Origin of the sequence: Citrobacter sp. On2M (assembly GCF_018035235.1) — a bacterium.
GTDB lineage: Bacteria > Pseudomonadota > Gammaproteobacteria > Enterobacterales > Enterobacteriaceae > Citrobacter > Citrobacter meridianamericanus.
On sequence record NZ_WPCV01000005.1, the window covers coordinates 438813 to 463131 of the forward strand.

Consider the following 24319-nt stretch of genomic DNA (forward strand, 5'->3'; position numbering starts at 1 on the left):
AGAAGAGGGTAAAGTGTTAACTCCATCACTCTTTTGCTTTGCAATCAGAAATTGTTTGCAAATATTTGTCACAGGTAACAAAAAAAGAGTGTCTCTCGTTGATAGAATCACATCATCAAGCCCCGGCAAATGTGCCTTTTAAAACATTCATCCGCATTACGGTGTGAGGAAATTAACATGAATCTTAAGCTGCAGCTGAAAGTGCTCTCGTTTCTGCAGTTCTGCTTATGGGGTAGTTGGCTCACTACCCTCGGCTCCTATATGTTTGTCACCCTAAAATTCGATGGTGCATCCATTGGCGCAGTGTATAGCTCGCTGGGGATCGCCGCCGTGTTTATGCCTACCCTGTTAGGGATCGTGGCCGACAAATGGATCAGTGCGAAATGGGTGTACGCCATTTGTCACCTGGTCGGCGCAGCCACGCTGTTCGCCGCAGCCGAAGTCACCACCCCTGGTGCCATGTTCTTTGTGATCTTGCTTAACTCCCTGGCCTATATGCCAACGCTGGGGTTAATCAACACCATTTCTTACTATCGCCTGCAGTCAGCCGGGATGGATATCGTTACAGACTTCCCGCCAATTCGTATTTGGGGCACCATCGGCTTTATTATGGCGATGTGGGGAGTAAGCTTCTCCGGCTTCGAGCTGAGTCATATGCAGCTGTATATCGGTGCCACGCTGTCCGTTGTTTTGGCGCTGTTCACGCTGACGCTGCCGCATATTCCGGTTGCTAACCAGCAGAAAAACCAGAGCTGGTCGTCCATGCTGGGCCTGGATGCTTTCGCGCTGTTTAAAAACAAGCGCATGGCGATTTTCTTCATCTTCTCAATGATGCTGGGCGCTGAGCTGCAAATTACCAATATGTTCGGTAATACCTTCCTGCACAGCTTCGATAACAACCCGCTGTTCTCCGGTAGCTTCATCGTTGAACACGCCTCGGTGATGATGTCGATCTCGCAGATTTCCGAGACGCTGTTTATCCTGACCATCCCATTCTTCTTGAGCCGTTACGGTATTAAGAATGTAATGCTGATCAGTATTGTGGCGTGGATGTTGCGCTTCGGCCTGTTTGCCTACGGCGATCCAACGCCGTTCGGTACCGTGCTGCTGGTTCTGTCGATGATTGTTTACGGCTGCGCCTTCGATTTCTTCAACATCTCTGGCTCGGTGTTCGTAGAGAAAGAAGTTCGCCCTGAAATCCGCGCCAGCGCACAAGGTATGTTCCTGATGATGACCAACGGCTTCGGCTGTATTCTTGGCGGTCTGGTGAGCGGTAAAGTGGTTGAACACTATACGCTGAACGGTATTACCGACTGGCAGACCGTATGGCTGATCTTCGCTGGCTACTCGCTGGTTCTGGCTTTTGCCTTCGTGGCGCTGTTTAAATACAAACACGTACGCGTTCCGGCTGGCACCCAAACTATCGCGCACTAACGTTTACGCAGAGAAAAGCGGGTTACCAAAAGGTAACCCGCTTTTTTTGTGCTTACTTCACAACATATCCATACAGACGCTTAATACCGTCTGCATCCGTTTCACTGTAAACGCCTTGCAGCTCCGGCGAAAAGCCCGGCAACAAGTTTATGCCCTCTTCCAGCGCCAGGAAATAACGTTGCACTGCCCCGCCCCAGACTTCACCCGGTACCACGCACAGCACGCCCGGAGGATAAGGCAGCGCACCTTCTGCAGCAACGCGACCTGCGGCATCACAAATACGCACCAGTTCTACATCACCACGGATAAAGGCGCTGTTGGCATCCTGCGGGTTCATCGCCACGGCAGGTAAACTCTCCTGGCGGAACATCGCTTTTTGCAGATCCTTCACATCAAAGCTGACGTATAAATCGTGCATCTCCTGACACAGTTCACGCAGCGTGTAATCCCGGTAACGTACCGGATACTTGTTGAAGATGGAGGGCAGCACGTCTGCCAGCGGCGTATCGTCCTCAATATGCTGCTCAAACTGCGCCAACATCGCCACCAGTTGCGCCAGTTTCTCGGGGCTTTCTGCCGGGGTCAGCAGGAACAAAATCGAGTTAAGGTCGCATTTCTCCGGCACGATACCGTTTTCACGCAGGTAATGCGCCAGAATCGTCGCCGGAATACCAAACTCAGTATATTGTCCTGTTTGCGCATTAATGCCTGGAGTGGTTAACAACAGCTTGCAGGGATCAACAAAATACTGGTCGCGCGCATAGCCGGAAAAACCATGCCATTTAGCGCCCGGTTCAAAGCTAAAGAAGCGGCGCTCGCTGGCGATCACCGGCGTTGGATAGCTTTCCCACGGTTTGCCATCAACTACCGGAGGAATAAACGGCTGAATCATCTTACAGCAGGCAATAATCGCTTTACGGGCCTCGATCCCCAGCGCCACACACTCCGCCCATAGCCGACGACCGCTCTCGCCTTCATGGATTTTGGCGTTCACATCCAGCGCCGCAAACAGCGGGTAAAACGGACTGGTGGAAGCATGCAGCATAAACGCATTATTCAGACGCTTATGCGGGCAGAATCGCGCCTGACCACGAATATGGTTATCCTTTTTGTGGATCTGCGAGGTTTGCGAGAATCCGGCCTGCTGTTTGTGTACCGACTGGGTGACAAAGATCCCCGGATCGTCAGCATTGAGCTCCAGTAGCAGCGGTGACCCATCGGCCATCATCGGGATAAATTGCTCGTAGCCAACCCAGGCAGAATCAAACAGGATGTAATCGCACAGACTACCGATCTTGTCGATCACTTGTCGGGCGTTGTAGATCGTACCATCATAGGTACCCAGTTGAATGATCGCCAGACGGAACGGACGCGGCTGGTCAGCCTTGTGCGGCGCAACTTCGCGCAGTTGCTGGCGCAGATACGCCTCATCAAAGCAGTGCTCATCAATACCGCCAATAAAACCAAATGGATTACGCGCCGCTTCCAGATAAACCGGCGTCGCACCCGCCTGGATCAGCGCGCCGTGGTGGTTGGACTTATGGTTGTTGCGGTCAAACAACACCAGATCGCCGCGTGTCAGCAGCGCATTGGTCACCACTTTATTCGCCGCAGAAGTCCCATTCAGCACAAAGTAGGTTTTATCCGCATGGAAAACTTTCGCGGCAAATTTCTGCGCATGTTTCGCTGATCCCTCATGAATCAGCAGATCGCCCAGTTTAACGTCAGCGTTGCACATATCCGCGCGGAACAGGTTCTCGCCAAAGAACTCGTAGAAATGTCGTCCCGCCGGATGCTTTTTAAAAAACTCACCGTGCTGGTGCCCCGGACAAGCAAACGTGCTGTTCCCCATCTCGACATACTGGGTGAGCGTGTCATAGAACGGCGGCAGCAATGCTTCCTCATACTGACAGGCAGCAGACTCCAGCTCCAGCCAGTCCTGAGGCTGACCGTGAATCACCACGTTAACGCCCGCAGGCACATCGACATCAGACTCTGCGAACAAAAACACCGGTATATGAAAACCGGTACGTTTCAGCAAGGCCAGGATCCCACTGCGGCTGTCCGCAACGGTAATGACGACTGCCGCAACGTCAGTAAAATCGGTGCTGTCCAGTGAAACCACCTGGCGATGGCTGGAAAGACGAGAAGCCAGTTCACCACTGGCGGCAATTTTCATTGATTTCATAAGCGCAATAACCCGTTTCGGGAAAATCAAAAGTCCCGGACAAAGCCGCATTGCTTTGCCCACGAAATGACGGGTCAAACTGGTTACCAGCCCCGACCGCCAGACATCAGTAAAAGCAGATAGCCTCTGATTTTACTGTTATCCTGCAGTGAGCGTACGCTGCCCTCACCGCATGGTGAGAGCGTGAAGATAAGTCGCAGAAAGGGGCAAACGTCGCGCAAAAAGGCGATGTTGAAGGCGATGTAGGGGAAGTAATATCATCCCAGGCAGCCCCATTCAGACAGGATAAAATTCGCGCAATCATGGCACCTTTCACCTACAGGCGCAAGATAAAATCCTGTGCTTAAACCTCACAGATAAACAAGCATTTCGTCTTAAAATAGCGGCATAATAATTCAATCTGAAACATAATTTCACCCAGCTAATTGCCTTTAGCATCAAGACGATAATGGGTATGCAGGAGCTAATGTGGTAATCGGACCGTTTATTAATGCCAGCGCCATTTTATTTGGTGGCGTTCTCGGCGCGCTGCTCAGCCAGCACTTACCCGAACGTATTCGGATCTCAATGACCTCAATATTCGGGTTGTGCTCGTTGGGAATTGGTATCTTGTTGGTTATCAAATGCGTTAACTTGCCGGTGATGGTTCTGGCAACGTTGGTCGGCGCATTAATTGGCGAATTCTGCCATCTGGAAAAAGGAATCAATGCCGCAGTAGCCAAAGCGCAACAGCTTTTCACCCGCTCGGACACCAACGTTACACACGAATCCTTTATCCAAAACTATGTGGCGATCATCGTGCTGTTTTGCGCCAGCGGGACCGGGATATTCGGGGCGATCCATGAAGGGATGACCGGCGATCCTAATATTTTAATCGCCAAGTCATTTCTCGATTTCTTCACCGCTATTATCTTCGCCTGCTCGCTAGGGATCGCCGTGTCTGCCATTTTCATACCGATGCTGGCAATTCAGTTGACGCTTGCCACCTGTGCTGCACTAATTTTGCCTCTGACGACGCCCGCCATGATGGCTGATTTCAGCGCTGTAGGCGGACTGTTGCTACTGGCAACCGGTTTGCGGATTTGCGGCATCAAAATGTTTGCGGTTGTGAATATGCTTCCTGCCCTGCTGCTGGCAATGCCGCTTTCCGCCGCGTGGACAGCATTTTTTGCCTGAGAATGCGTGCAATACCAGCAATGTGGTGATAGATTGTGCAGTCTGCATTGATTTGAAGAAATTTCGTTGACGAAGCGAAGCGAATCGGGTTTAATGCGCCTCGTTGCCCGGATAGCTCAGTCGGTAGAGCAGGGGATTGAAAATCCCCGTGTCCTTGGTTCGATTCCGAGTCCGGGCACCACTATTTAGAAAAACCAGCCTTAGGGCTGGTTTTTTGCGTTTGGGGTTCCGGTAGATATCTGGTCGAGATGCCCGCTGATGCCCCTACCCTGCTTCTACCATCCAGCATGAGCATTTCTCTTGAGCAGCTACCAGCCCCTCTGGTCGCTATAGCCCTGTCTGTCAGACTTCAAATCCCCAATCGACACTATATTTCACATGAGTACCTGGCTGACAGATTCATTACTGCATGGCTATATCCGGTCTTTGTCCGGTCTGAAGTCAAACGCGAACCACCAGCACTAACTCTACCCCCAGCTCTCAACAACAATCCCTATATCAAGCCGAACATTTTTCACTCTGATTGATTTAGCTTTAGTCATCTTTTGGGTGTTATGCCTACGATATCAATATGATTCAGAATGACCACAAAATCAGAGCGCAACAATTAATATTGATTTAATACAAAGCCCCATATAAGATGGTTTTACAAGGTGATGGTGTTCCACCTTTCCCAACCGCCGGTGTTTTCAATACCGGATGATGACGCCTGATATACAGTTAAATTAGTCCTATTACGGGCATGTATGTCAGGTATCGCTATGCAAAATAAAACCATATTACCGCTTACCGCAAAATCTCTCTCTTCTCAAAGAGAGAATTCAATCTATGTCTTCGGTCATAAAAATCCTGACAGTGATGCTGTCTGCAGCGCGCTGGTTGTGGCTGACTGGCTTAATTACACAGGTCGTCCTGCAACCCCATGGCGTCTTGGAGAGATCACCCCAGAGACCCAATATATCCTAAACGTCGCAGGTGTTTCACAGCCCGATTTACTCACCGCCGACCTGACTGATAAAACCGTATGGCTGGTTGATTTTACAGATGCGGAGCAAGGGCCCTCTTCGCTGATGGACAGCAACGTCATCGGCATCATTGACCATCATCGTATTGGCACCCTCATTACTCACAATCCACCGGATGTCTGGGTGCGGGCGGTAGGATGCTGCGCAACCGTGATTCTCTCGATCCTTCAGCATGGCATTCCGATGCCGGTGACGGCCGCTCAGGCTGTGCTACTGATGGGGGCGATCCTCAGTGATACCGTTGCGCTGACCAGCCCCACAACCACCATCCAGGATCAGGAAGCCGTAGCTGTTTTGCGGGAAATCGCCGACATCGATTATGGCCAGTTTGTGGCCGGACTGCTGCGTGCCAAAACAGATATAGCCGGGCAATCCGCATTAGCATTACTCAACCGTGACGCCAAAAATTACCGGATCCATGATGTGCCGCTGTTGTTGTCACAAATTGAGGTACGCAACATGGCTGATATCACTCCCCTGTTACCTGCGCTGCTGCAGGAAATAGATAAAACCAGCAAGAACAGTGCGCAGGAAATGGTGATCCTGATGGTGACAGACATCACCAGCCGGAACTCCGTGTTGTTTTTTTCAGACAGCAGCCTGACAGGTTCCCGCCAGGAGTCGCTGCCCGGCATGACAAGCCGGAAAAAAGAAATCCTCCCCTGGCTGACCGACCGCATCGCTTCTTATAAGAGGTGATTTATGCAAATTTATCGGCATGCATTGTTACTTGTAGAAAATGAAACTGACGGCCTGCTGTTGCTTGAGCAGGCAGAAGGTCTGGCAAAAGAGATGGGGACCCGTATTACTGTCGGCCATCTCAGCGCTGACTACCGAGAGCTGGATTACACCAGTGATTCATTAATCAAAGATCGTCAATCCCAAGACGTTATTGATGCAAAAGCAATGCTGAGCCGCCTGGTGGAGTCCAGCAGTGTTGATATCGAAGTCAGGTCCATCGTCAGCATTCATCGTTTCCGTGACGTCGAAGCCGTTGTGCAGCACGAAGATATCGACCTGGTCATGCTGGGGCATAAAAATCACCTGTTCGGTTTTTTTTCCTCCTTTTCTTTTGAATTCATCAATCACCTTTCTGTTGATGTTCTGATTAAACATATTCCAACCCCTTAAAAGAAGGTCAAACTTATGAATTTTGAAATTGAACGTATTGTCGCAAGAGAGATTCTGGATTCCCGTGGCAACCCAACCGTAGAGGTTGAAGTGACGTCTGTGGGTGGCTGTATGGCACGGGCCTCCGTTCCTTCCGGTGCCAGCACCGGCTCCCGTGAAGCCATCGAGCATCGCGATGGTGACAAGACCCGTTTTGGCGGTAAAGGCGTCCAGGATGCGGTCCGCTGTATCAATACCGAAATTAACGATGCTCTGCAGGGCTACGATGTACGCCGCCAGAAGGAAATTGACAACTGCCTGATCGCCCTTGACGGCACAGAAAACAAAGGCCGCCTGGGCGCCAATGCGATCCTTGGCGTGTCGCTGGCAGTATCCCGCCTGGCGGCTCAACTCTCCTCGACCCCGCTCTACCGCTATCTGGGTGGCGTCGGCGCGAATCTGCTGCCAGTTCCCTGTATGAATATCATTAACGGCGGGGTTCATGCTCGCTGGCAAGGCGCAGATTTTCAGGAGTTTATGATTGCACCGTGGGGGGCGTCTTCCATACGTGAAGCTATTCGCTGGGGTAGCGAGGTTTACCAGGCCCTGCGTCAGGTTCTGCTGGAAAAAGGTTTATCCACCGGTGTAGGCGATGAAGGAGGATTTGCACCGGCTGTTTCCTCAAATCGCCAGCCGCTGGAGCTTATCGTGGAAGCAATTAACAAGGCGGGATACCGCCCGGGCGAAGATATCGTTATTTGTATGGATCCGGCTTCCAGTGAATTCTACACCGATGGAAAATATATCCTGCGTACCGAAAATGCCCGACTCAGCGCCGACGAAATGACCCGCTACTATGAGCAATTGGTGAATGATTTCCCGATTGTCCTGATTGAAGATGGCCTGGCGGAAGACGACTGGGCTGGCTGGCAGATCCTGCACCGCGCGCTCGGCGATAAAGTTGAGCTGGTTGGGGATGATATCTTTGTGACCAACGTGAAATATATCCAGCGAGGTATCGATGAAAACCTGGCCAATGCCGCATTGATAAAACTGAACCAGATAGGCACCCTGAGTGAAACTATTGAAGCTGTCCAGTTGTGTCAGGATAACAACTGGGGAACCTTTATTTCGCACCGGAGCGGAGAAACTGTGGACAGCTTCATTGCGGATATGACTGTCGGCCTGCGAGCCGGTCATCTGAAAACCGGCGCCCCCAGCCGCGGGGAACGCATTGAGAAATACAATCAACTGATGCGTATTGAAGATGAATTAGGTGACGCCGCTATCTTTGCCGGTAAAACCGCCTTCAAAAAACGCTGATTCCGTCATCCTTCCCGTATGCTCAGATACGGGAAGGGCTAAGGTGGTCCTGCGAACTGAAAAATACTCATACTATCAACAGCAATGGGAATCCTGGCAACATGTCTGGTATTCCCGATCGCTGATGTCTTTTTTAACGTACTGCCGGATGATACCAGTGCCGTTGTAATTGCTCTGTTCATCGGAAGCCGCCCCCATCCCCTGATACGTCACCTCCTTGACCGGGAGCCAGGTAAATTCGGGGAATCATTACCAACAAATGAATGGCTCCAGGTCCTTCAGGTTCAGTCGCTGTGGGTAACAGGCAAATAACAGTTTATGGGAAAAACTATTTTACTCCGCCATGGCAAAAGTCAATGGAATCAGCAAAATCGTTTTACCGGATGAGCCGGGATTGCAAAAGTAATAGCCCGTGTAAATTTGGAAAGAAGATCATCGTAAGCAGGCTGGTCAAATACGACCAGTGGTATATTCCTGTTGATGGCCCGGTAAAGGATGCTTATCCCGGACCATCAGGACAAATGCCCGACAGACTGACAATCAGCTAACTCGGGATCAGGCCTTGTTTGCACTGACGTCGAGTTTCAGAACGAAACTCTTTGATTTGACTTTATCGATATTCGTAATCATCTTAGGACTAGAACCTGACATGTCATACAGCATTCCCGATATACTTCCTGCTTCATCTTTATTGAAAATTGTCTCGACCCCATCTCCGGTTTTCGCTTTGGACCACTCGTGTGCTTTACCGCCTCCAGTCGGTGCCCATATCAGTATCATAGCTTCGTCGGATGACTGCCCAGTCCCGTCAGGCATGGTATAACCCACTGCATAAGGGTTTACGTTACCACCGGGGAAAGTTGTATACGTCTGTCCTTTCGCAGTAGCCACAACCGCCTGAGGACCATTTGTGTAGTTACCAACGCCGCCGGTTCCCAGATTAACTACTCCAGCAATGTCCACACTGACAATATCGCTGGGGGTTACCGTAAAAGAGAAAGCGATCGGTTTATTAACTACCCATAATATTGGCTGTTCTCCACCTTTGACTTGGTTCCAGGTAACTGCAGACGAGGTCGCGGCGCTCGAAATACCGCTCATCAGACCTGCTGACAGAAGTGCAACGACCATGACTGTTTTTTGTATTTTCATCTCTGTTTTCCTTACGTTGTATGCTTACTGTTTTCTACGTTATTTGACGGGATGAACGCGCTGACTATTGCCAGCCCTCGCACGCCCGTCACGTGCCTTATTCCTGGCGCAGATCGCCTTTTACTTGGATCACATACGTGTCCGCAGGAATCGTCTGATCAACAGACGAAACCAGTATGAAGCTGGCCTGCTTGTCGCTGCCTGGGTACACCCATCGCTGCTCCGGACTGATATCTCCGGCGTACCACCCGTCACCCGACAGGCACACGCGCACGACATGAGCTCTCTTTGTCTTTCCCGTCAGCCGGTAACACCCCGGTCGGTCGCCGTCCGTTTCATTATCCAGCCACAGCGCATACCCGCTGTGCGTGACACTACTGCGGATTTCTCCCCGCCCCAGTACTGTCCCTGCCCGCACCGGGCCAGCCACGGTATGACGGGTCATCTGCAGTACCACTCTTACCGTTTCAGCGCGAACTGGCAGCATCGCCAGCAGCAGCGCGGTCAGTAACCCCCAGGCGACCAGTTGGCCTGTCGCGAATCTCATTTCTGCCCTCCCGTTATTGCCTTTTGGTCACTCTCTCGACATACCGCCTTTAGCCGGTACACTCCGCCACCACCCGGTTTTTCTGGTAACTGATACAATGCCTCACAGGCATGTGTTCCCATGCTCGCTGTTAGTCTCCCTGATGGCGGTAATCCACTCATGTACACTGTCCCGCCGTCACCCGTGATACCGCTCTCTACTGTCGCTGTCCCCGCCAGGGAAACCAATGCACCAAATGGCACCGCCATTCCGTCAGTTCGGGTCAGTGTTATCAGTGCGCGGGCACCTATCCGTGGATCAAAATGCGCTCGAATCACCGCCCCACGGGTCGGCACCACCTTCACATCCGTCTGTCCCACCTCCGCATCTTCCGGCAACGTCGACACGTCCAGACTGACTGTATTTATCTGGTACGGCGCAAGGGTGTTCTCTGTGGTGTAACCGAAGAGGTCTGTCTGCACGCCAGGCATATAGCCAACCGATACCCCGGCGACTCCTGGGATTTCTATTAACCCGGTCGTGTCTCCAGGCGTCTGCCCCAGCGTGATACCGTGGCGGTGTATCAACATTCCGCCGTCTAGCTCTGCACTCATGTAACGCTGGCTGCGACTGTAGCTGTAACTTCCCGAGACACTGCCGTATCCACCTGTCCAACCCGCACTGAGGCCCCGGACCGCATCTTGCGTGCGCTCCCCACCAGAGTACATCTGCTGGCTCAGACCCCAGTTCAGACGACTGTCATATCCGCTCCCGCTGATACCCACCGAATGGATCACTTGTCCATCTCCGGAACGGACCTGATAATTCGCCGAAGGCGACCCTCCCAGCCAATGTGATAACGGCACGCTCATTGACAGCGCCATCATCTTCTCCCTCCGGTTACGGGTACTCACATAGTTGACGCTCAGATTCATGCTGATGTACCGCCAGCTGTAGCTATAGCCATACCCGGTATTCAACGTGTCCTCATGTTCCCCGTCCTGCCATTGTGTTCGACTTCCAGACGCATATATTGTCCCTAGTTCGCCCAACGTCTGGCTAACTTGCATGGTGGTTGCATAACGCCGCCCCTGAAGGTCACGCGGGGAAAAGTGCTGTGGCGTCCACCCAAAATCGTCATCAAACGGCGACAGGTCCCCCCGGGTATCGTCCATCACTTCTGAAAGCGTGTGATATCGACCGGTCGGATACCACTCACTGCTAGCCGACAGACCTGTTCCTGTGGCCTCCAGATATTTGTTGTAACGCACCCGTATTGCAGTTCCCTCTTCACGCCGTCCGTCACGGAATCGTCCCCGGGTGGCTGTGATATCTGCAGATACCGCGCCCAGATAACTCAGCATCAGCCCCGCGCCAAGGGATGCGGACTGGTACCGTTCTCCGCCTAGCATCCCGCCATACAAGGTTACGTTCGACGGCAGGCCATACATCAGCGTCGCCAGGCCCAGAGATGAACGCCCGCTATCTCCTCCCGCCGTTTCTGCTGAGGAGCGGTATTGACCCGCCATCACGCTGTATTTCATATAGCCAGCACGCAGCGCCACTGGTGGTACGGTATAGGGCACAGTGAACCGCTGCGTCGGCCCCTGGGATTCCACCACTGTGACCTGCAAGTCACCACTGCCCATCATTCCGGGCAAGTCTGTGACGGCAAATGGCCCAGCAGCAACATGTCGGCTGTACAACAGATACCCGTTTTGGCGAATCTCCAACTGCGCCGGACTCCGGGCTATCCCGCGCACGGCTGGCGCAAACTCTCGCAGGGCACTCGGTATCATCGCCTCATCCGTTGCGAGCATCACGCCGCGAAACGGCACACTGTCAAACACATCCGACGGGGTAGCGCTTTCTCCCAGCGTCAGTCGACTCTTCAACCGAATAATTCCTCTCTCTACGTAGCTCTGCTGCCGCTCCCAGCGTCCAGGGCTTTGCCCGTTTCGCTGCCAGTTGAGGATGTTCCGTAGCCGCCAGGGGCCCAGGTTGGCTCCGGGGGTCAGCCGCAAATAAGCCGAATCCATATGGCTGCCTGCGCCCGTGGTCTGCTGTGACCGGTTGACGCTAACCTGGTAACCGCTCATCAGCGCAGGAATACCGTCGTCCCACATCGACTCCGGGGCGATCCCGTCAAAACGGGGTCGTAGGGCTGCCTGCGGAACGCTGATAATCAGTTGCTGGCGGAAAAAAGCGAACGTCATACTGCCCTGTGGGATAGCGTTTATTCGTGCACACTGCACGCCACCTTCTTCTCCTCCTCCTGTCGCCAGACCTGGATATTTCTCCGTGCGAATGCCATACCGCGATAACTGTTCCACCGTCAGACAGGGTTGCAGGGAACGCTTTCCGTCAGGCTCGCGCTGAAGATGAAAGGCCAGGTTCCGACGATCTACTGTCTCTTCGCCAAGCACGATATTGACCGGATAGATGCCGGGCATCTGTGCCCCCTCTTCAAACAAAGAGAGGTCAACCATTGAGTTACCACCGTCCAGCATTGACGGATCAAAGGTATACGGTACTGCAAGGAGCTGACCGGACCAGATACCTGACAGAGATAGCGCCACCACACAGGACAGACGGAAATGCAGCATGTCCGGAACTCCTGTCAGTTAATGGCGGCATCATAAGTTGGTCCCTGACCACCGTTGTCAGTGATAATCTGCCATTGCACCCGTTTCACTCTGGCCACTCCGGCCGGCACGCTGAACGTTTGCGCGCCGTAAGGGGAGATATAGTGCGGCTGTAACACTTCTGCGCCGTTTAATTTCAGTGAAATCAGGTTGATATAAAAAGGACTGTCATTCCGGGCGCGGATCTGATTACCCACACGTTGCCATTTCAAACCACCGGCCACATCTAGCGGTGTGGCATGCAGGCTAGCTGGTCGGGTTAGTAACTTAATGCAATTGTTCAGCGAAACCTGAATTCCCACCGCGGGCATGGTTGGTTCGCCAGCTTTCTTATTCTCCTTCAACCAGGCATCACCGCCTGACGGTGGAATGGCCTTAACACACAACCACTGCAGGCTCTCCCGGTCAGACGGAAACTCCCCACCCGTACGTACAATGCGCAGGCGACCTCGCTGATTACCGTCAAGGCGGAACAACGGCGGTGTCACCACAAAGGGAGCACTTTCTTTCTGGTTTTCATCAAGTGTTCTGGACTGGACTAGCATCGGGTAATCCTGACTGTTCTCTATCCACAACTCAGCCCCGCGGCTATCCGGGTCGTATATCACCCGTGTCGCTCCCAGCGTCACCTTATAATCACGGATTTGGGGTTTTATCCTGACAGCTTGTCCCTCAATAGGCAGAGCTGCCCGAGCGTCTCCGAAAAAAGGATTTGACCAAAAGACCATAACGGCCAGCCCTAAATAGGCGGTAAAGATCCCCCGGTTGGTCAAGGCAACCGGGCGTAAAGACAGTAAACTGCAACGGGAAAACACCCTTATGCTCATGCGATAAATATCCTCGTAAATACGCTGCCAACGGCCTGCTGTCTGAAAAAAGGCTGCACAAATCCCTTTCGCGACGCGGCGCGAAAAAAGGGAATGAAATTACATAAACTCAGCCGGAAATATTCTGGCCGAGCGAAGGCTCAGAAAACACCTGATGCCAGTTTCAAGGGGTAGACCCGCCCCTGAGGATGATCCGGTACGGACTGTTCCTGCATATCCGGGAAGCCCGCATCATTCAGTCCAGCAGTACTGAGTTCCATCAGTGTCAGGTGGCTGGCTGGATTACGGGTAACGGGTGTCAACATTGCTGTCGGCATAACACGCCCAGGCATCCCCAGCTTGTCCAGCGCATGGCGTACGCGTTGACGTACAGCAGAGGTTGTCACACCGTAATGGCGTGCAATCTCACCCAGACCCATTCCACACATCGCCTGTTTCAGGGATAACCACTCCGCTTCGCTAAGTGAGGTCAACGGACTGTCTACTGGCTCTGCGCCTCCGGTGACATAGGCATTCAATGTCAGAGCAATATGAGGGAAACTGCTGGCAGCATTCACAATCTCGCAGCCTAATATCCGGGCAAACCAGCGACGTCCCTCATCAGCCGGATCCATAAGGGCGGCAAACAATACAGGTGGCGGCTGACGACGACGCAGGGCCATCATTCGGTGCAAAGTCAACTCCGTCAGTGGTTCCTGCAGATGTAGGAAAATAAGGTCATCGTGCGTAAAGCGGTTTGTCAGTCGGTAATAGTAGTCGGTGTATTTCACCGTAAGCCCCGGAAAGAGTCGTTGCAGGTCCTGCGCGAAACTCCGCCGGTACTGATGACGGGAGGTATCCATAGGCCGTCGGTCCCCTTTTTATGTAAATAAAAGTCCTTTCCGCGCCGGGGGCGGAAAAAGCAATAAACTCCGTTGAGGTTGTTAATACCCAGTATAGAGATCTGCCAAATCAATTTAAAACAGATCTATGATCTACATTTCTTTCATATTCAGCAGAAAATAAAATAAATTCTCAATATTGATACGAATGTCAGATCTATGATCTATGAAACAATATGAAATCAGATGATAAGATCGATAATACAAATATGACAAAATAATCACCAATTAACAAAAAAGTGACTTAAATCACAAAACATTTTCGTTGCCCTAATCGGCATAAAAATATACTGGTAATTAAGGTGGTTAAATATAAGATGGACTGAGGGAGTGGTTTAGAAGGAAGATGAATTGAAATGGTGATTATTTTAAAAAGATTCTCAGGGCTCTTCTTATATATGGCATTGAAACAAAATGACACAAATTGCGAGAAAAGTTATGCGGACACTTGGCGTAAATTGAGATAATCTGCTGCATGCAATACAAGCAAATCTATAGTTCCCATTATAATTATCTTACTTTTTTATCCGGCTCCCGTGCCGGATTTTTTTTGCTTGAAATACATCTGGAAGGTATTTTTTCAGTCCTGGCGGCCCACAATATATGGAGGGGGTATTATATTCTGCTAGCTGATACGAATATTCCTATGAAAAAAATAGCGATGATGTCGTCATTATGGCTTGTTTAACTATCCACCATATTAATTAAATCAGTAGCATAAAAATATTTTTGTGGTTGTTGAGAGGCCAGTGATAAAGCCTCTCAATGAATATACGGAAACTAATGATATCAACCGTCTGGTTAAGACTATCAAGGGGGGAATAATAAACATCAACATTTATACTCATCTCATAAAAATAAGATGAATAAATTTTTAAAATACTACAAAAAAGCTATGAAAGATAAATTTCACATCATTGACCAAAGCAAACAATAAATTTATTATACAAGAATACATCACAGGATAATAAATCTTATCTAGCCCTTGTGGAAAGATGGTGTGTATTTAACCCAAAAGTCTTTTCCATGAAGGACACTTTTTTTGTAAACTCTATAACCTAACGAAAATGCCCATAATGCTGCTGTTTCAGAATCATCAAATGATTTCATAATTGAGTGTTCTATTAGAACACTGGCTTTGTCATTATCTTCTACAATATATGCTGTTTTGATCATATTCCGACACCTCTACACAGTATTGATTTTCTACAACCTGACGCTACCACTAAAGCAGGTATTGGAACAAGGAATATTAATATTCCACCATTTATAAAACAAATGATATAATTAATATCATTCCGGAGTTATCATTAGATGATTTTTTATGAAGTTAAGAATATCAAGTATTTGGTGAGGAATATGAATATCAAAATATATCGTTCAACAAACCATGAGATCCACTATTTGATGTCATACATAGGTGGTTGTATGGAAGTTATGAGCTTCATATATCTATATAAAGCTTTGATAGGGTTTATGACATCAAACATGGTTTTTGGAATAACTTCACTCGTAAAATTTAACTTTGACTTTGAATCTGTTTATCATATTTTAATTATTGTTATATGGGTTTTGATAAGTGCGATCCATCAAGTTATCGAATATAAATACATCAGCAAAATAAAAAGTCAGTGGCATGTTTATGCTATAAGCCTTACGTTAAATTGTTTTTTGATGATTACATTCATACTTCTGGGAAATTATATGATTGTAAATAATTTATTTTTAAGTCATCCGACTATTAACGTAATGCCATTAGTTACAATTGGCCTTGTCTTTATGTACATTCAAAATTTCATCATTAAAAACGGTGGTACCAAATTTCCAACATCAACTTCTGTTGTGACATCAGTTTACATACTAATGATAACGAAATTATGTCAATCTCTTCTGATAAATAAAAGCAAAGAAAAAACAAATTTAAAATTTGAAAGTTTACATTACTTCCTGGTAATCTTACATTTTTTTATTGGTGCTTTTATTACTGCAATATTGAATAAATATATTGGTTTTTATGCTCTCGTAGTTCCATTAGTGATATTAATTGCGTTTTGCGTTAAAATCTGGTCGTTACATATATCCCAATCTTCATGATATCGCAGTAGTGAGCATTATTGTGATGAAGTAAAGTGGGAATGCTATATCACTGTGTAAGTTGCAAAGGGTAAGAATATATGAGAGTGACTCTGAAGTGCCTGGTGGCAGTTTACATCGCGCAATTATTTACTGGGGAAGAGTTACCTTTATGCTCAGAAGACAAACCTGAGAGTCGGAATGATTGCATATATGCATAATATGGTTGTTAACACATTAATATAACAGCAGCCAGTGCATACATGAGTATTCACTGGCCGCCGAAACAGAAGCATCTATAAAATATTCAGGGAACCTTATTACCTTTCTAAACAAAAACAAACTCAATTCATCCTAATATTATCAACCTATAGGATATGTTATCTAATCCAAAAATGAATAACGCCTATCCATTTTAATATCAGGAGCGATGACTGGCTGTTTATTTTAAATAATAGCAAACTCATAATATGAGAAGCTATAATGATCATATTATAACAGAAAACAATGATAACTATTTGATTCGTGTAAATATAAGGGTGTAGGGATTTTTATTTTCATCGAGCCATATAATTTCCGAACTATCACCAACAAACATTTCTGCATATATTGCGCGTGAGCGTAAATAAGAAATATTTTTCCCCAAGAATTTAGAAAAAGTACTGAGACTACTAAAAGATATCACATTACCCGTAGGTTCAATAACTTTAAGAGAATAGGCTCTTTGCCTCATTGCTCCAAGTATTGAAGGATTAAATGGAGAAAAGGTTCTATATCCACTGATTGTTAATGGCATACTATACCCTCTAGAAAATGATTTCCAACATCAATTTAAAATTGACATTGTATTTATTAATGCTCCAGGTCTATATTACCATTCATATTTACTATGGCTGCGCGAATCAGAGTATGCACGGGATCTTTTGTCGACCTTTCATGCCACATAAGATTATACGCATAAGATGATGTTGCATTATTTAATTTGATCTCTCGGTATTCTCCTTCTTTCAGTAATTCTTCACCTGTCGTTCTGAGTGTAACTAAGATTACATCGTCGTCCGTTAGTTGCGAAATCCATTGTCTAAAGTTATTTGTCACCGTCATAAGAATATTTAACGTATTTTTGTTTATTCCATTTTTCTCAATAAAACTATTGAATAAATAGGGGCTAATGTTGTATACCAGAAGTGGTGCAGAGCATATTTTTTCAAGATCGATTTCACTCGCATACAGGCTGTTATTTTTCTTACATAGAAAAATCAATTCCGAGAAACCAAGAATGTTAGAGTGAAAACCTGCTGGTATATCATGAAAGAAATGACAGACGGCAACATCTATCTTTCCTTGTTTCAAATTCTCAAGAATTTCTTTAGAACCAGAGATATAGGGTGGGTAGAAGTTCAGTGAAATATCAGTATAGTTTGTTCTAATCTTTTGCAATAACGTAGGAGCTTCGTACAAATTAAACCAATGTGGTAAAATTATATTATATGATTTTTTAACTCCATTCTTTAATTGCTCTAAGATTGACTGGTTTGCATAGATAGTATTTTTTACAAGTGAGCACAATACTTCACCCACTGGCGTCAATGTGTAAACGTTATTTGATTTAATATATAATAAATCATTGAATTCCTTTCTCATCTCCATTAATAACTTACTCATTGATGGCTGACTTATACCAAGTGCAAACGCAGCAAAGCTGACACTCTGCTCATCAAAAAGCGTCGCTAGCGCCACCATCCCTTGGTATGAGTTGTTAAACATTGAACGATAATAAGTATTATTCATATTAACCTTGTATTACATCTGATTCAATCTATCGAGCTACACGAAGTCCGCCTCTGACTCCATTCTTACTAAATAATACTTGCCACAACTGAATTTCTCTGGCTCTAAATGCACCAGCACAAGAACAAAGATAATAATGGAACATCCTTAAAAATCTTTCATCATAATCTTTTTTGTTATACTCCCAGTTATCAAGAAAGTTTTTGTCCCATGCCATCAATGTCATATCATAGTCTGCACCGAAATTATGCCAGTCTTCCATTATAAAACGTCCTTCGGTACATGATACGATTTCTTGTATGGAAGGCAGACGTCCATTAGGAAAAATGTAGCGATTTATCCATGGATCTACCCCACCTCCAGACTGATTGCTACCAATGCAATGTAATAAAAATAATCCATCATCTGTTAAGATGTCATGCATTTTTTTGAAAAATATATCATAGTTTTTCAATCCAACATGCTCAAACATACCTACAGATACAATCCTGTCGAACTTTCCTTGTAACTCCCGATAATCGGTGAGTTCTATCACGACATCTAATCCATCACATCTGTCTTCAGCGAGTTTCTTTTGTTCGTCCGAAATCGTTATTCCTGTTACAGAAACATTATATTTCTTAGCTATAAATGAAGCTAACCCGCCCCACCCACAACCAACATCTAAAACCTTCATCCCTGGTTTTAACATTAATTTATCACAAATTAACGATAACTTTTTAACCTGTGCTTGTTCGAGATTATAAGCATCTTTCCAATATGCACAAGAATATTGCATCCATGGGTCAAGCATCGATTCGAAGAGATTATTGCCAAGATTATAATGTACTCTGGCTACTTTTCGGGAACGTGAAATAGACTGTAAATTAATTATCCTGGAAACAACATAATAAACCGCATCATGGAAGTTCCCCGTAACTTTGCTATCGATTCGCTTGTTTAATAATTTATAAAAAAATGAGTCAAGATACTCGCAGTCCCACCATCCATCCATGTAGGATTCGCCTAATCCCATTGAACCTTCTTTTAAAACACGTTTAAAAAACTGGGGGTTATGGACTTTTATATCGCCAGGTTTATCGCCATTTATAATGATGTCACATTGATATAACAATGAGTCTACAATTTTACGGCTGCGGGTAATATTGGTTAATTTTGTGCTGCTCATTACATCTCCTTAAAATACAGTAAAGAATGTTATGCAACTGACCTCACAAAAATCAACGAATATAAATATTCCAATACGGAATACTTCCGCTTTGAATATCGAAAAATATGCTTATCGTTTTCTCGTTTGCTTAAAAAATAACAACATATTATTTGATCAATGACAGCATATCTCAAAGACTAAAATCGACATGCTAATGCTTTATTTAGCATAATAATTTTAAATTGCGATAAAACTTGAAACATAAGAAAACATTTTTTCATTTGTAAGATTACTTAAAAATATTATTATCAGCGCACGCTGTTAGTCTGACCTGTGTATCATCCGTCGCCCTCGCCGGGCATACGGGTTCACGATAATGCCAAGACTACGGGTTAACGTCACACCATGTCAGCCGCACTAATAATGAACCTGTGGCGGCAAACGCAGCGAAAGTGTTATACCAACTTGTATCGCATCAAAATCAAGCGGCGCCAGGCACAGTTTTATCCAGATAGACCACTTGCAGTGGCAAAATGGTGCCGCGTTCAAAAAGCTTGTTCAGTTTAATCAGCAGGCGATTTTGTCCAGCACGAAGGGACTGCATGGCCTGCATTTTCTGAAACTGTTTTCGGATAAATGGCATAAATCCGGCATGCTCAGTGTGATGGATGCAGCTGTCTGTGAATAGTGGTACAACAGTCTGGAAAAAGACGATATTCCTTCAGTCAGTGAAGAGAATATCCTGAGCACGTTTGAGCAACTGCATCAGAGCAAAGGTGAGGTATTTGAACGTGACGTAATGAATGTCTTCAGGGGGAAGCTGGAACTACGGGACCAATAACCCCTGTGAAAATAATTGTTAGCGGGTTGATCAAATTGGACAGGTGGGGTTTTGGTCTTAACCAGTGCTGGTGCTCACTACGAGTCCGTAAACGGTCAGCCACCAGAAATAATTAAAATGGACGTAAAAACATCCGTTCAACCGTTAAATTTTGATGCTATGCAAACGAGGCCTTATTAGGGTGTTTTTATTTTATGAAACAAAATCCCTCCATGATTACCACTGTGATTGCACATCAAAATCTATTACTAGTCAGGATTTCAACATTATTATAAACACATTAATAATATTGAAGTTTAACGCGCAGTTATCAAATTTCAGTTTTGCGTATGTAATCGTTCTATGTCGTCACATCTGGCTACTTCCCGCGTTCTTTCAATTTATAAAAAAATGCTGTAATCCATCTTCATAGCCAGACTACGTAGATATATTGAAAGAATATTTTGGTTAAGATGAAAGATAACACTTATATTAATAGAGAAAAATTTAAATTTAGAATGAGGACGACCAAATACAATCCCACTCCGTACAGTAATTTAACAAAATGAACATCAAGAGATTATGATATATTAAATAAAATTAACCAAAAACATATTGACGAAAGCTATAACCCAAGCGATAAACGGATAAAATCATTGCCCCCTAAAAATATTATTAAAAGGATTGATGATATGATCAGGAAAATCATCGCTAAGATTGCCAAAAGAAATAATAGCTATAATTACAACAAATCCTCCAACATCATCGAAGCTGAGACCTCGCTCGCTGAACAAAAAACAGAAAATTATAGTAAAATTATCTGCCATCATTTCACTTCTGGCATATCGACACTGAACCTGATAAGAACCTCGTTAATTTCAACTTATGAACAATTAAATACAGAAAAAGATAAAATAATCGAATTAAACGAGCAGAATAATAAAGCCATGCATTCTCTTGAATCACTCGTGATTGAGTTCAACGAGGCAGGCAAAGAATCATCAGAAATTAAAAAACAAATGACTCATCTAAAGTCATCACTGGTTGAAATTAATGATGCAATTAAAGACATACAAAAAATTGCCAATCATACAAACTTAATTGCAATAAATTCAGCGATTGAAGCCGCTCGAGTAGGTGAGGCAGGAAGAGGATTCAGCGTTATCTCTAAAGAAGTTAGACAATTGGCTGAAAATGTCAAAACATGCACTAACCATATATTTTTGCAAACAGAAACTCTCCAGAACAATGGATCCACGGTTGATATATCTATCGAAGCGCAATTAGCAATAATCACAAGAATAACTGAACATATAAACGAAGTTGTTTGCTCTATTAAAGGCGTAATTGAAAAGTCAGCCGCAATGAAATCTATTATTGATTACATATCAAATTTACTATTTTTAAGTATCATTAAAATGGACCATGTTATATGGAAAATAGATCTATATAAAAAACTTACAGAGAATAAATTAGATGAAGCGTTGACATCATACAGTCAATGCAGACTGGGGAAATGGTATTACGGCGATAACGGAAAATGTTACGCACATTTGCCCGGATATAAAAACCTCGAGGAACCTCATCAAATGTTACATAACTCCGGCGTTCTGGCAGTCGAGTATTCTGTTTCGGGCGATCACGAGCATATGTCCCTGGCATTAAAAAGAATGGAACTGGCCAGTGATGAGGTGATGAATCAGCTTGAGATTCTTGGCAGTGAAATATTCAGGGAGATTGTAAAATTTACGCCCAGTGATAATCCCTGACGAAATTTCTCGGTTGAATGCTCATATCAAGCAAGTATGCAAAGAACTGCATAGCTCAGGACTTGATGGATACTGCCCCAACCTTCTGAATCGCCGGGAATCTTTCTCATGCCATCAGCCAGAATCAGTGAAAGCGCTGATTCTTTTAATGATATTTAGATAGCTGATTTCCAGTGCTATCTCCCTCGGATAGCATCTTGTTTCAGCAGCGCATAGCGATTAAGAAGCTGATTAAGCCGCATATCGAGCTGCTGATACAACGTAGGTGATACACTCCCCTGTAGGCTTAATTCCTCATCGATTTGACGTAATAACTCTTCTGTAGGCGGTGCCTGGTCAAGCTGGCGGCGAATAGTGAAAATGGCTGATTTCAGCTCAGACCCCGTCAGATATTTCCCTTTGCGCTCGTCGAGTGCATTTAGCTGAGCGGTTAACGCTTCCAGTCCCTGCTGGGCTTGATGCCAGTTTTGCAGTGCGCTTTCCGGCAACGCTTCCGTAGTTAACTGTTTTTGTAATCTGCTTGTGAATTCCGTAGTCTGCGATTCTTCCGGCCACAGGGTGGCTAACTGCTGTGCTAATGATGCAGCATATTCCCTCGACCACAGAGGTGACTGGCGGGATATAACATCCAATTGCCCTTGCGCAGCCGCGAAAAATTCCTGTTTCCGCTCTCCCAAATCTGAGGATTGCTTCAATGTGGACAATTGTTCAGGCGTCAACACCTGCGGCAATGGCTTGATCAGCGCATATTCGTCAGATCGCATATGCGTAATACCAAGATAAGCGCCTGAACTCACTAGCGCAGTCACCATAACTCCGATGACAAACCCCAGCCACATCCGTCGGGTTCCGTGATCGGTTTGAGTAGCAAAAACCGCTGTGCTTGATTGCCCGGACGACGCGGGTTCATTCACCACAAAGATCAGCTGGGGCAAAGCGATCTCAGCGTTATTGGTTGAGCCATAAGCCGGAATCATCAAAACGGCTGAGCCCGAATCCGCTTCTGACTTCTCCAGGCGTAAAGCTGCGTTATGCATCCAGGTAACGACGACCTCCAGTTTACTCAGCGCTTTCAGTTCAAGCCGTTGCAGCACTTCGCAGGCATGTTTTAAACGCTGTTCAACCCGATACACCACGGATAAATCAGCATAGGATAGCGTTAACGTACGCAATTCTTGCTGTAAACGGGCTGACAGCCATGTCAGGATTTCAACGCGGGCATGGGTTTGCTGCGGCCATATTGCACTCCAGTGATGCGTCAGTAATGCCTCCAGAAGCTCGGCGCCTTCGGCAAGTCCCAGCAGCCCGGCATTACGCATTCTACTGACGGTATCCGCCCTCGCCGACTGCAGCACCTTCTGCGCTTCGCGGTGGTTATAGTCTTTTGTCGTCACTCCCGCCGGTGCCACCTGGTGCAGGATGTTCAGCCCCCAGACGGAATCCGCCCCGCTGTCGCTCATTCCTGACGGGCTGTTCAGCGTCAGCCGTTTATCAAACTCATAGGCACTCTGCTGGTCTGCAAAATGCACCACTTCCGTCCGGGTATCCGGCTGCAGCGTGAAGAAGTAAAATATCCCCACTTCCGCCAGCAGACGCTCAATGAACGCCAGGTCGCTCTCCTGGTACTGATTTATCTGCTCACGCTTCGGATAACTCTGCGTCAGCGTGAAGTCATACTCCCAGCCGTGCAGGGCGTGTTCCTGCAGGATTTCACCCACCACTTCCGGGACCGATTTGTTTATGAAAAAACGGTGCGTGCGGAACTGTTTATCCAGTAGGGAGAGATAAGGCTCAATGATGATTTCATGGCTGACCTGGTCGCGCGACTCCGTCAGACGCCGGAAATGAGTCACGACGCCGTGGACGAATTTCACGGGCAGGGCATGCAGTAATTCCCCGCCTTTCATGGTCAGCAAAGCCGGCTGGTTCAGGAACATACCGGCAGTCAGCTCTGAAGCGCTGCAGGTAAAACGGACTGAATAATGGTAACGGACGCTTAACTGCTCCAGCCCCTCAAAACGTTCCACATCCAGTTCATGCGGGCATGAAGAAACCGATAAACTGTAGCGGTTAAGCGTGGGCCCTGATGTTATTTCCATATTCATAGCGTTAACTCCGTTTAATAAAGAGAATTCCATCTAACATACTTAATTAGCACATCAAAAATTATTAATACCTGATGTTAATAAAACATCTCAGCACACTCACTCATTCCCATCCAACCGTTTTCCTGCGCAGTGTGAATTCCTTTGGCATGTTCCAATAAACAAAAAGTCATTATTTATACAAATGAATATTATAATCAAATGAAGCCGTAATATTTTGTTCTGGAGCTGGTAATATGTAAGCTACAGCCACTCCTATAAGCCTTAGCTATAAATTTCTCGATACGGCTTACCAAGTTTCTTCACTAATATCCCCACATCAAT

At 46.5% G+C, this 24319-nt stretch carries 19 protein-coding genes, 1 tRNA gene, 3 pseudogenes and 1 riboswitch; of the genes and pseudogenes, 10 read left to right on the forward strand and 13 right to left on the reverse strand.

Annotation, left to right across the window (positions count from 1 at the left end; translation table 11 throughout):
• The first annotated feature begins 177 nt into the window (after nt 1–177).
• Nucleotides 178–1434 (forward strand): nucleoside permease, encoded by a 1257-nt coding sequence (locus On2M_RS20060; RefSeq protein WP_003027130.1) that lies wholly within the window; start codon nt 178–180, stop codon nt 1432–1434.
• Between the two features lie 52 nt (nt 1435–1486).
• Here the strand turns inward: On2M_RS20060 and On2M_RS20065 are convergent, their stop codons facing one another.
• The gene (locus On2M_RS20065) at nt 1487–3622 is read right to left on the reverse strand and encodes an ornithine decarboxylase (protein WP_151224323.1); all 2136 of its coding nucleotides are present in this window, start codon (nt 3620–3622) and stop codon (nt 1487–1489) included.
• 468 nt (nt 3623–4090) lie between these two features.
• On the opposite strand from On2M_RS20065, the gene On2M_RS20070 reads away from it, so the two are divergent.
• The 6 genes and pseudogenes from On2M_RS20070 to On2M_RS24300 all read left to right on the forward strand — a co-directional run.
• The gene (locus On2M_RS20070; RefSeq protein WP_151218362.1) at nt 4091–4798 is read left to right on the forward strand and encodes a DUF554 domain-containing protein; all 708 of its coding nucleotides are present in this window, start codon (nt 4091–4093) and stop codon (nt 4796–4798) included.
• Between the two features lie 105 nt (nt 4799–4903).
• Nucleotides 4904–4979 (forward strand) — tRNA-Phe (locus On2M_RS20075).
• A 462-nt stretch (nt 4980–5441) separates the two neighbouring features.
• Nucleotides 5442–5517: riboswitch (Fluoride riboswitch) on the forward strand.
• A 42-nt stretch (nt 5518–5559) separates the two neighbouring features.
• Nucleotides 5560–6522 (forward strand): DHHA2 domain-containing protein, encoded by a 963-nt coding sequence (locus On2M_RS20080; protein ID WP_151218363.1) that lies wholly within the window; start codon nt 5560–5562, stop codon nt 6520–6522.
• Between the two features lie 3 nt (nt 6523–6525).
• A complete protein-coding gene (locus tag On2M_RS20085; RefSeq protein ID WP_151218364.1) occupies nt 6526–6954 on the forward strand; it encodes a universal stress protein in 429 nt (142 codons plus the stop codon).
• 15 nt (nt 6955–6969) lie between these two features.
• A complete protein-coding gene (gene eno / locus On2M_RS20090) occupies nt 6970–8256 on the forward strand; it encodes a phosphopyruvate hydratase (protein WP_151218365.1) in 1287 nt (428 codons plus the stop codon).
• Nucleotides 8257–8639: 383 nt separating this feature from the next.
• Nucleotides 8640–8723, forward strand: a pseudogene (locus On2M_RS24300) (restriction endonuclease subunit M); the annotation flags it as partial.
• 88 nt (nt 8724–8811) lie between these two features.
• Here the strand turns inward: On2M_RS24300 and On2M_RS20095 are convergent.
• From On2M_RS20095 to On2M_RS20120, 6 genes are all read right to left on the reverse strand, one after another.
• Nucleotides 8812–9408, reverse strand: coding sequence for a hypothetical protein (locus tag On2M_RS20095; RefSeq protein ID WP_151218366.1), 597 nt, complete (start codon nt 9406–9408; stop codon nt 8812–8814).
• A gap of 97 nt (nt 9409–9505) precedes the next feature.
• Entirely contained in the window at nt 9506–9955 is a 450-nt protein-coding gene (gene afaD, locus On2M_RS20100; RefSeq protein WP_151218367.1) for an AfaD family invasin, read from the reverse strand.
• A complete protein-coding gene (locus tag On2M_RS20105; RefSeq protein ID WP_210905355.1) occupies nt 9952–12540 on the reverse strand; it encodes a fimbria/pilus outer membrane usher protein in 2589 nt (862 codons plus the stop codon). Before On2M_RS20105 ends, afaD begins: the two co-directional genes overlap by 4 nt.
• A 14-nt stretch (nt 12541–12554) precedes the next feature.
• A complete protein-coding gene (locus tag On2M_RS20110; RefSeq protein WP_151218369.1) occupies nt 12555–13406 on the reverse strand; it encodes a fimbria/pilus periplasmic chaperone in 852 nt (283 codons plus the stop codon).
• Between the two features lie 140 nt (nt 13407–13546).
• Nucleotides 13547–14248 (reverse strand): sigma factor-like helix-turn-helix DNA-binding protein, encoded by a 702-nt coding sequence (locus On2M_RS20115; protein ID WP_151218370.1) that lies wholly within the window; start codon nt 14246–14248, stop codon nt 13547–13549.
• Nucleotides 14249–15265: 1017 nt separating this feature from the next.
• A complete protein-coding gene (locus tag On2M_RS20120; protein WP_151218371.1) occupies nt 15266–15463 on the reverse strand; it encodes a hypothetical protein in 198 nt (65 codons plus the stop codon).
• A gap of 231 nt (nt 15464–15694) precedes the next feature.
• On the opposite strand from On2M_RS20120, the gene On2M_RS20125 reads away from it, so the two are divergent.
• On the forward strand, nt 15695–16381 hold the full coding sequence (locus On2M_RS20125) for a DUF1275 family protein (RefSeq protein ID WP_255588852.1): 687 nt from the start codon (nt 15695–15697) through the stop codon (nt 16379–16381).
• Nucleotides 16382–16874: 493 nt separating this feature from the next.
• Here the strand turns inward: On2M_RS20125 and On2M_RS20130 are convergent, their stop codons facing one another.
• The 4 genes from On2M_RS20130 to On2M_RS24380 form a co-directional block, all read right to left on the reverse strand.
• Nucleotides 16875–17156, reverse strand: coding sequence for a hypothetical protein (locus On2M_RS20130; protein ID WP_151218372.1), 282 nt, complete (start codon nt 17154–17156; stop codon nt 16875–16877).
• 56 nt (nt 17157–17212) lie between these two features.
• Entirely contained in the window at nt 17213–18151 is a 939-nt protein-coding gene (locus tag On2M_RS20135; RefSeq protein ID WP_151218373.1) for a LysR family transcriptional regulator, read from the reverse strand.
• 28 nt (nt 18152–18179) lie between these two features.
• Nucleotides 18180–19319: a cyclopropane fatty acyl phospholipid synthase gene (gene cfa / locus On2M_RS20140; protein ID WP_187253229.1), complete on the reverse strand. Its 1140-nt coding sequence runs from the start codon at nt 19317–19319 to the stop codon at nt 18180–18182.
• A gap of 463 nt (nt 19320–19782) precedes the next feature.
• A complete protein-coding gene (locus On2M_RS24380; protein ID WP_255588854.1) occupies nt 19783–19905 on the reverse strand; it encodes a hypothetical protein in 123 nt (40 codons plus the stop codon).
• Nucleotides 19906–19944: 39 nt separating this feature from the next.
• Here On2M_RS24380 and On2M_RS20145 point away from each other — a divergent pair.
• Nucleotides 19945–20204 (forward strand): annotated as a pseudogene (locus On2M_RS20145) (DUF4942 domain-containing protein); the annotation flags it as partial.
• A 609-nt stretch (nt 20205–20813) separates the two neighbouring features.
• Complete coding sequence (locus tag On2M_RS20150) at nt 20814–21890, forward strand: methyl-accepting chemotaxis protein (RefSeq protein ID WP_187258993.1); 1077 nt, start codon at nt 20814–20816, stop codon at nt 21888–21890.
• 176 nt (nt 21891–22066) lie between these two features.
• Here On2M_RS20150 and On2M_RS24450 read toward each other — a convergent pair whose 3' ends face one another.
• Entirely contained in the window at nt 22067–23209 is a 1143-nt protein-coding gene (locus On2M_RS24450) for a VasL domain-containing protein (RefSeq protein WP_348772790.1), read from the reverse strand.
• A 12-nt stretch (nt 23210–23221) separates the two neighbouring features.
• A pseudogene (locus tag On2M_RS24455) lies at nt 23222–23995 on the reverse strand (phage late control D family protein); the annotation flags it as partial.
• Nucleotides 23996–24319: the final 324 nt, after the last annotated feature.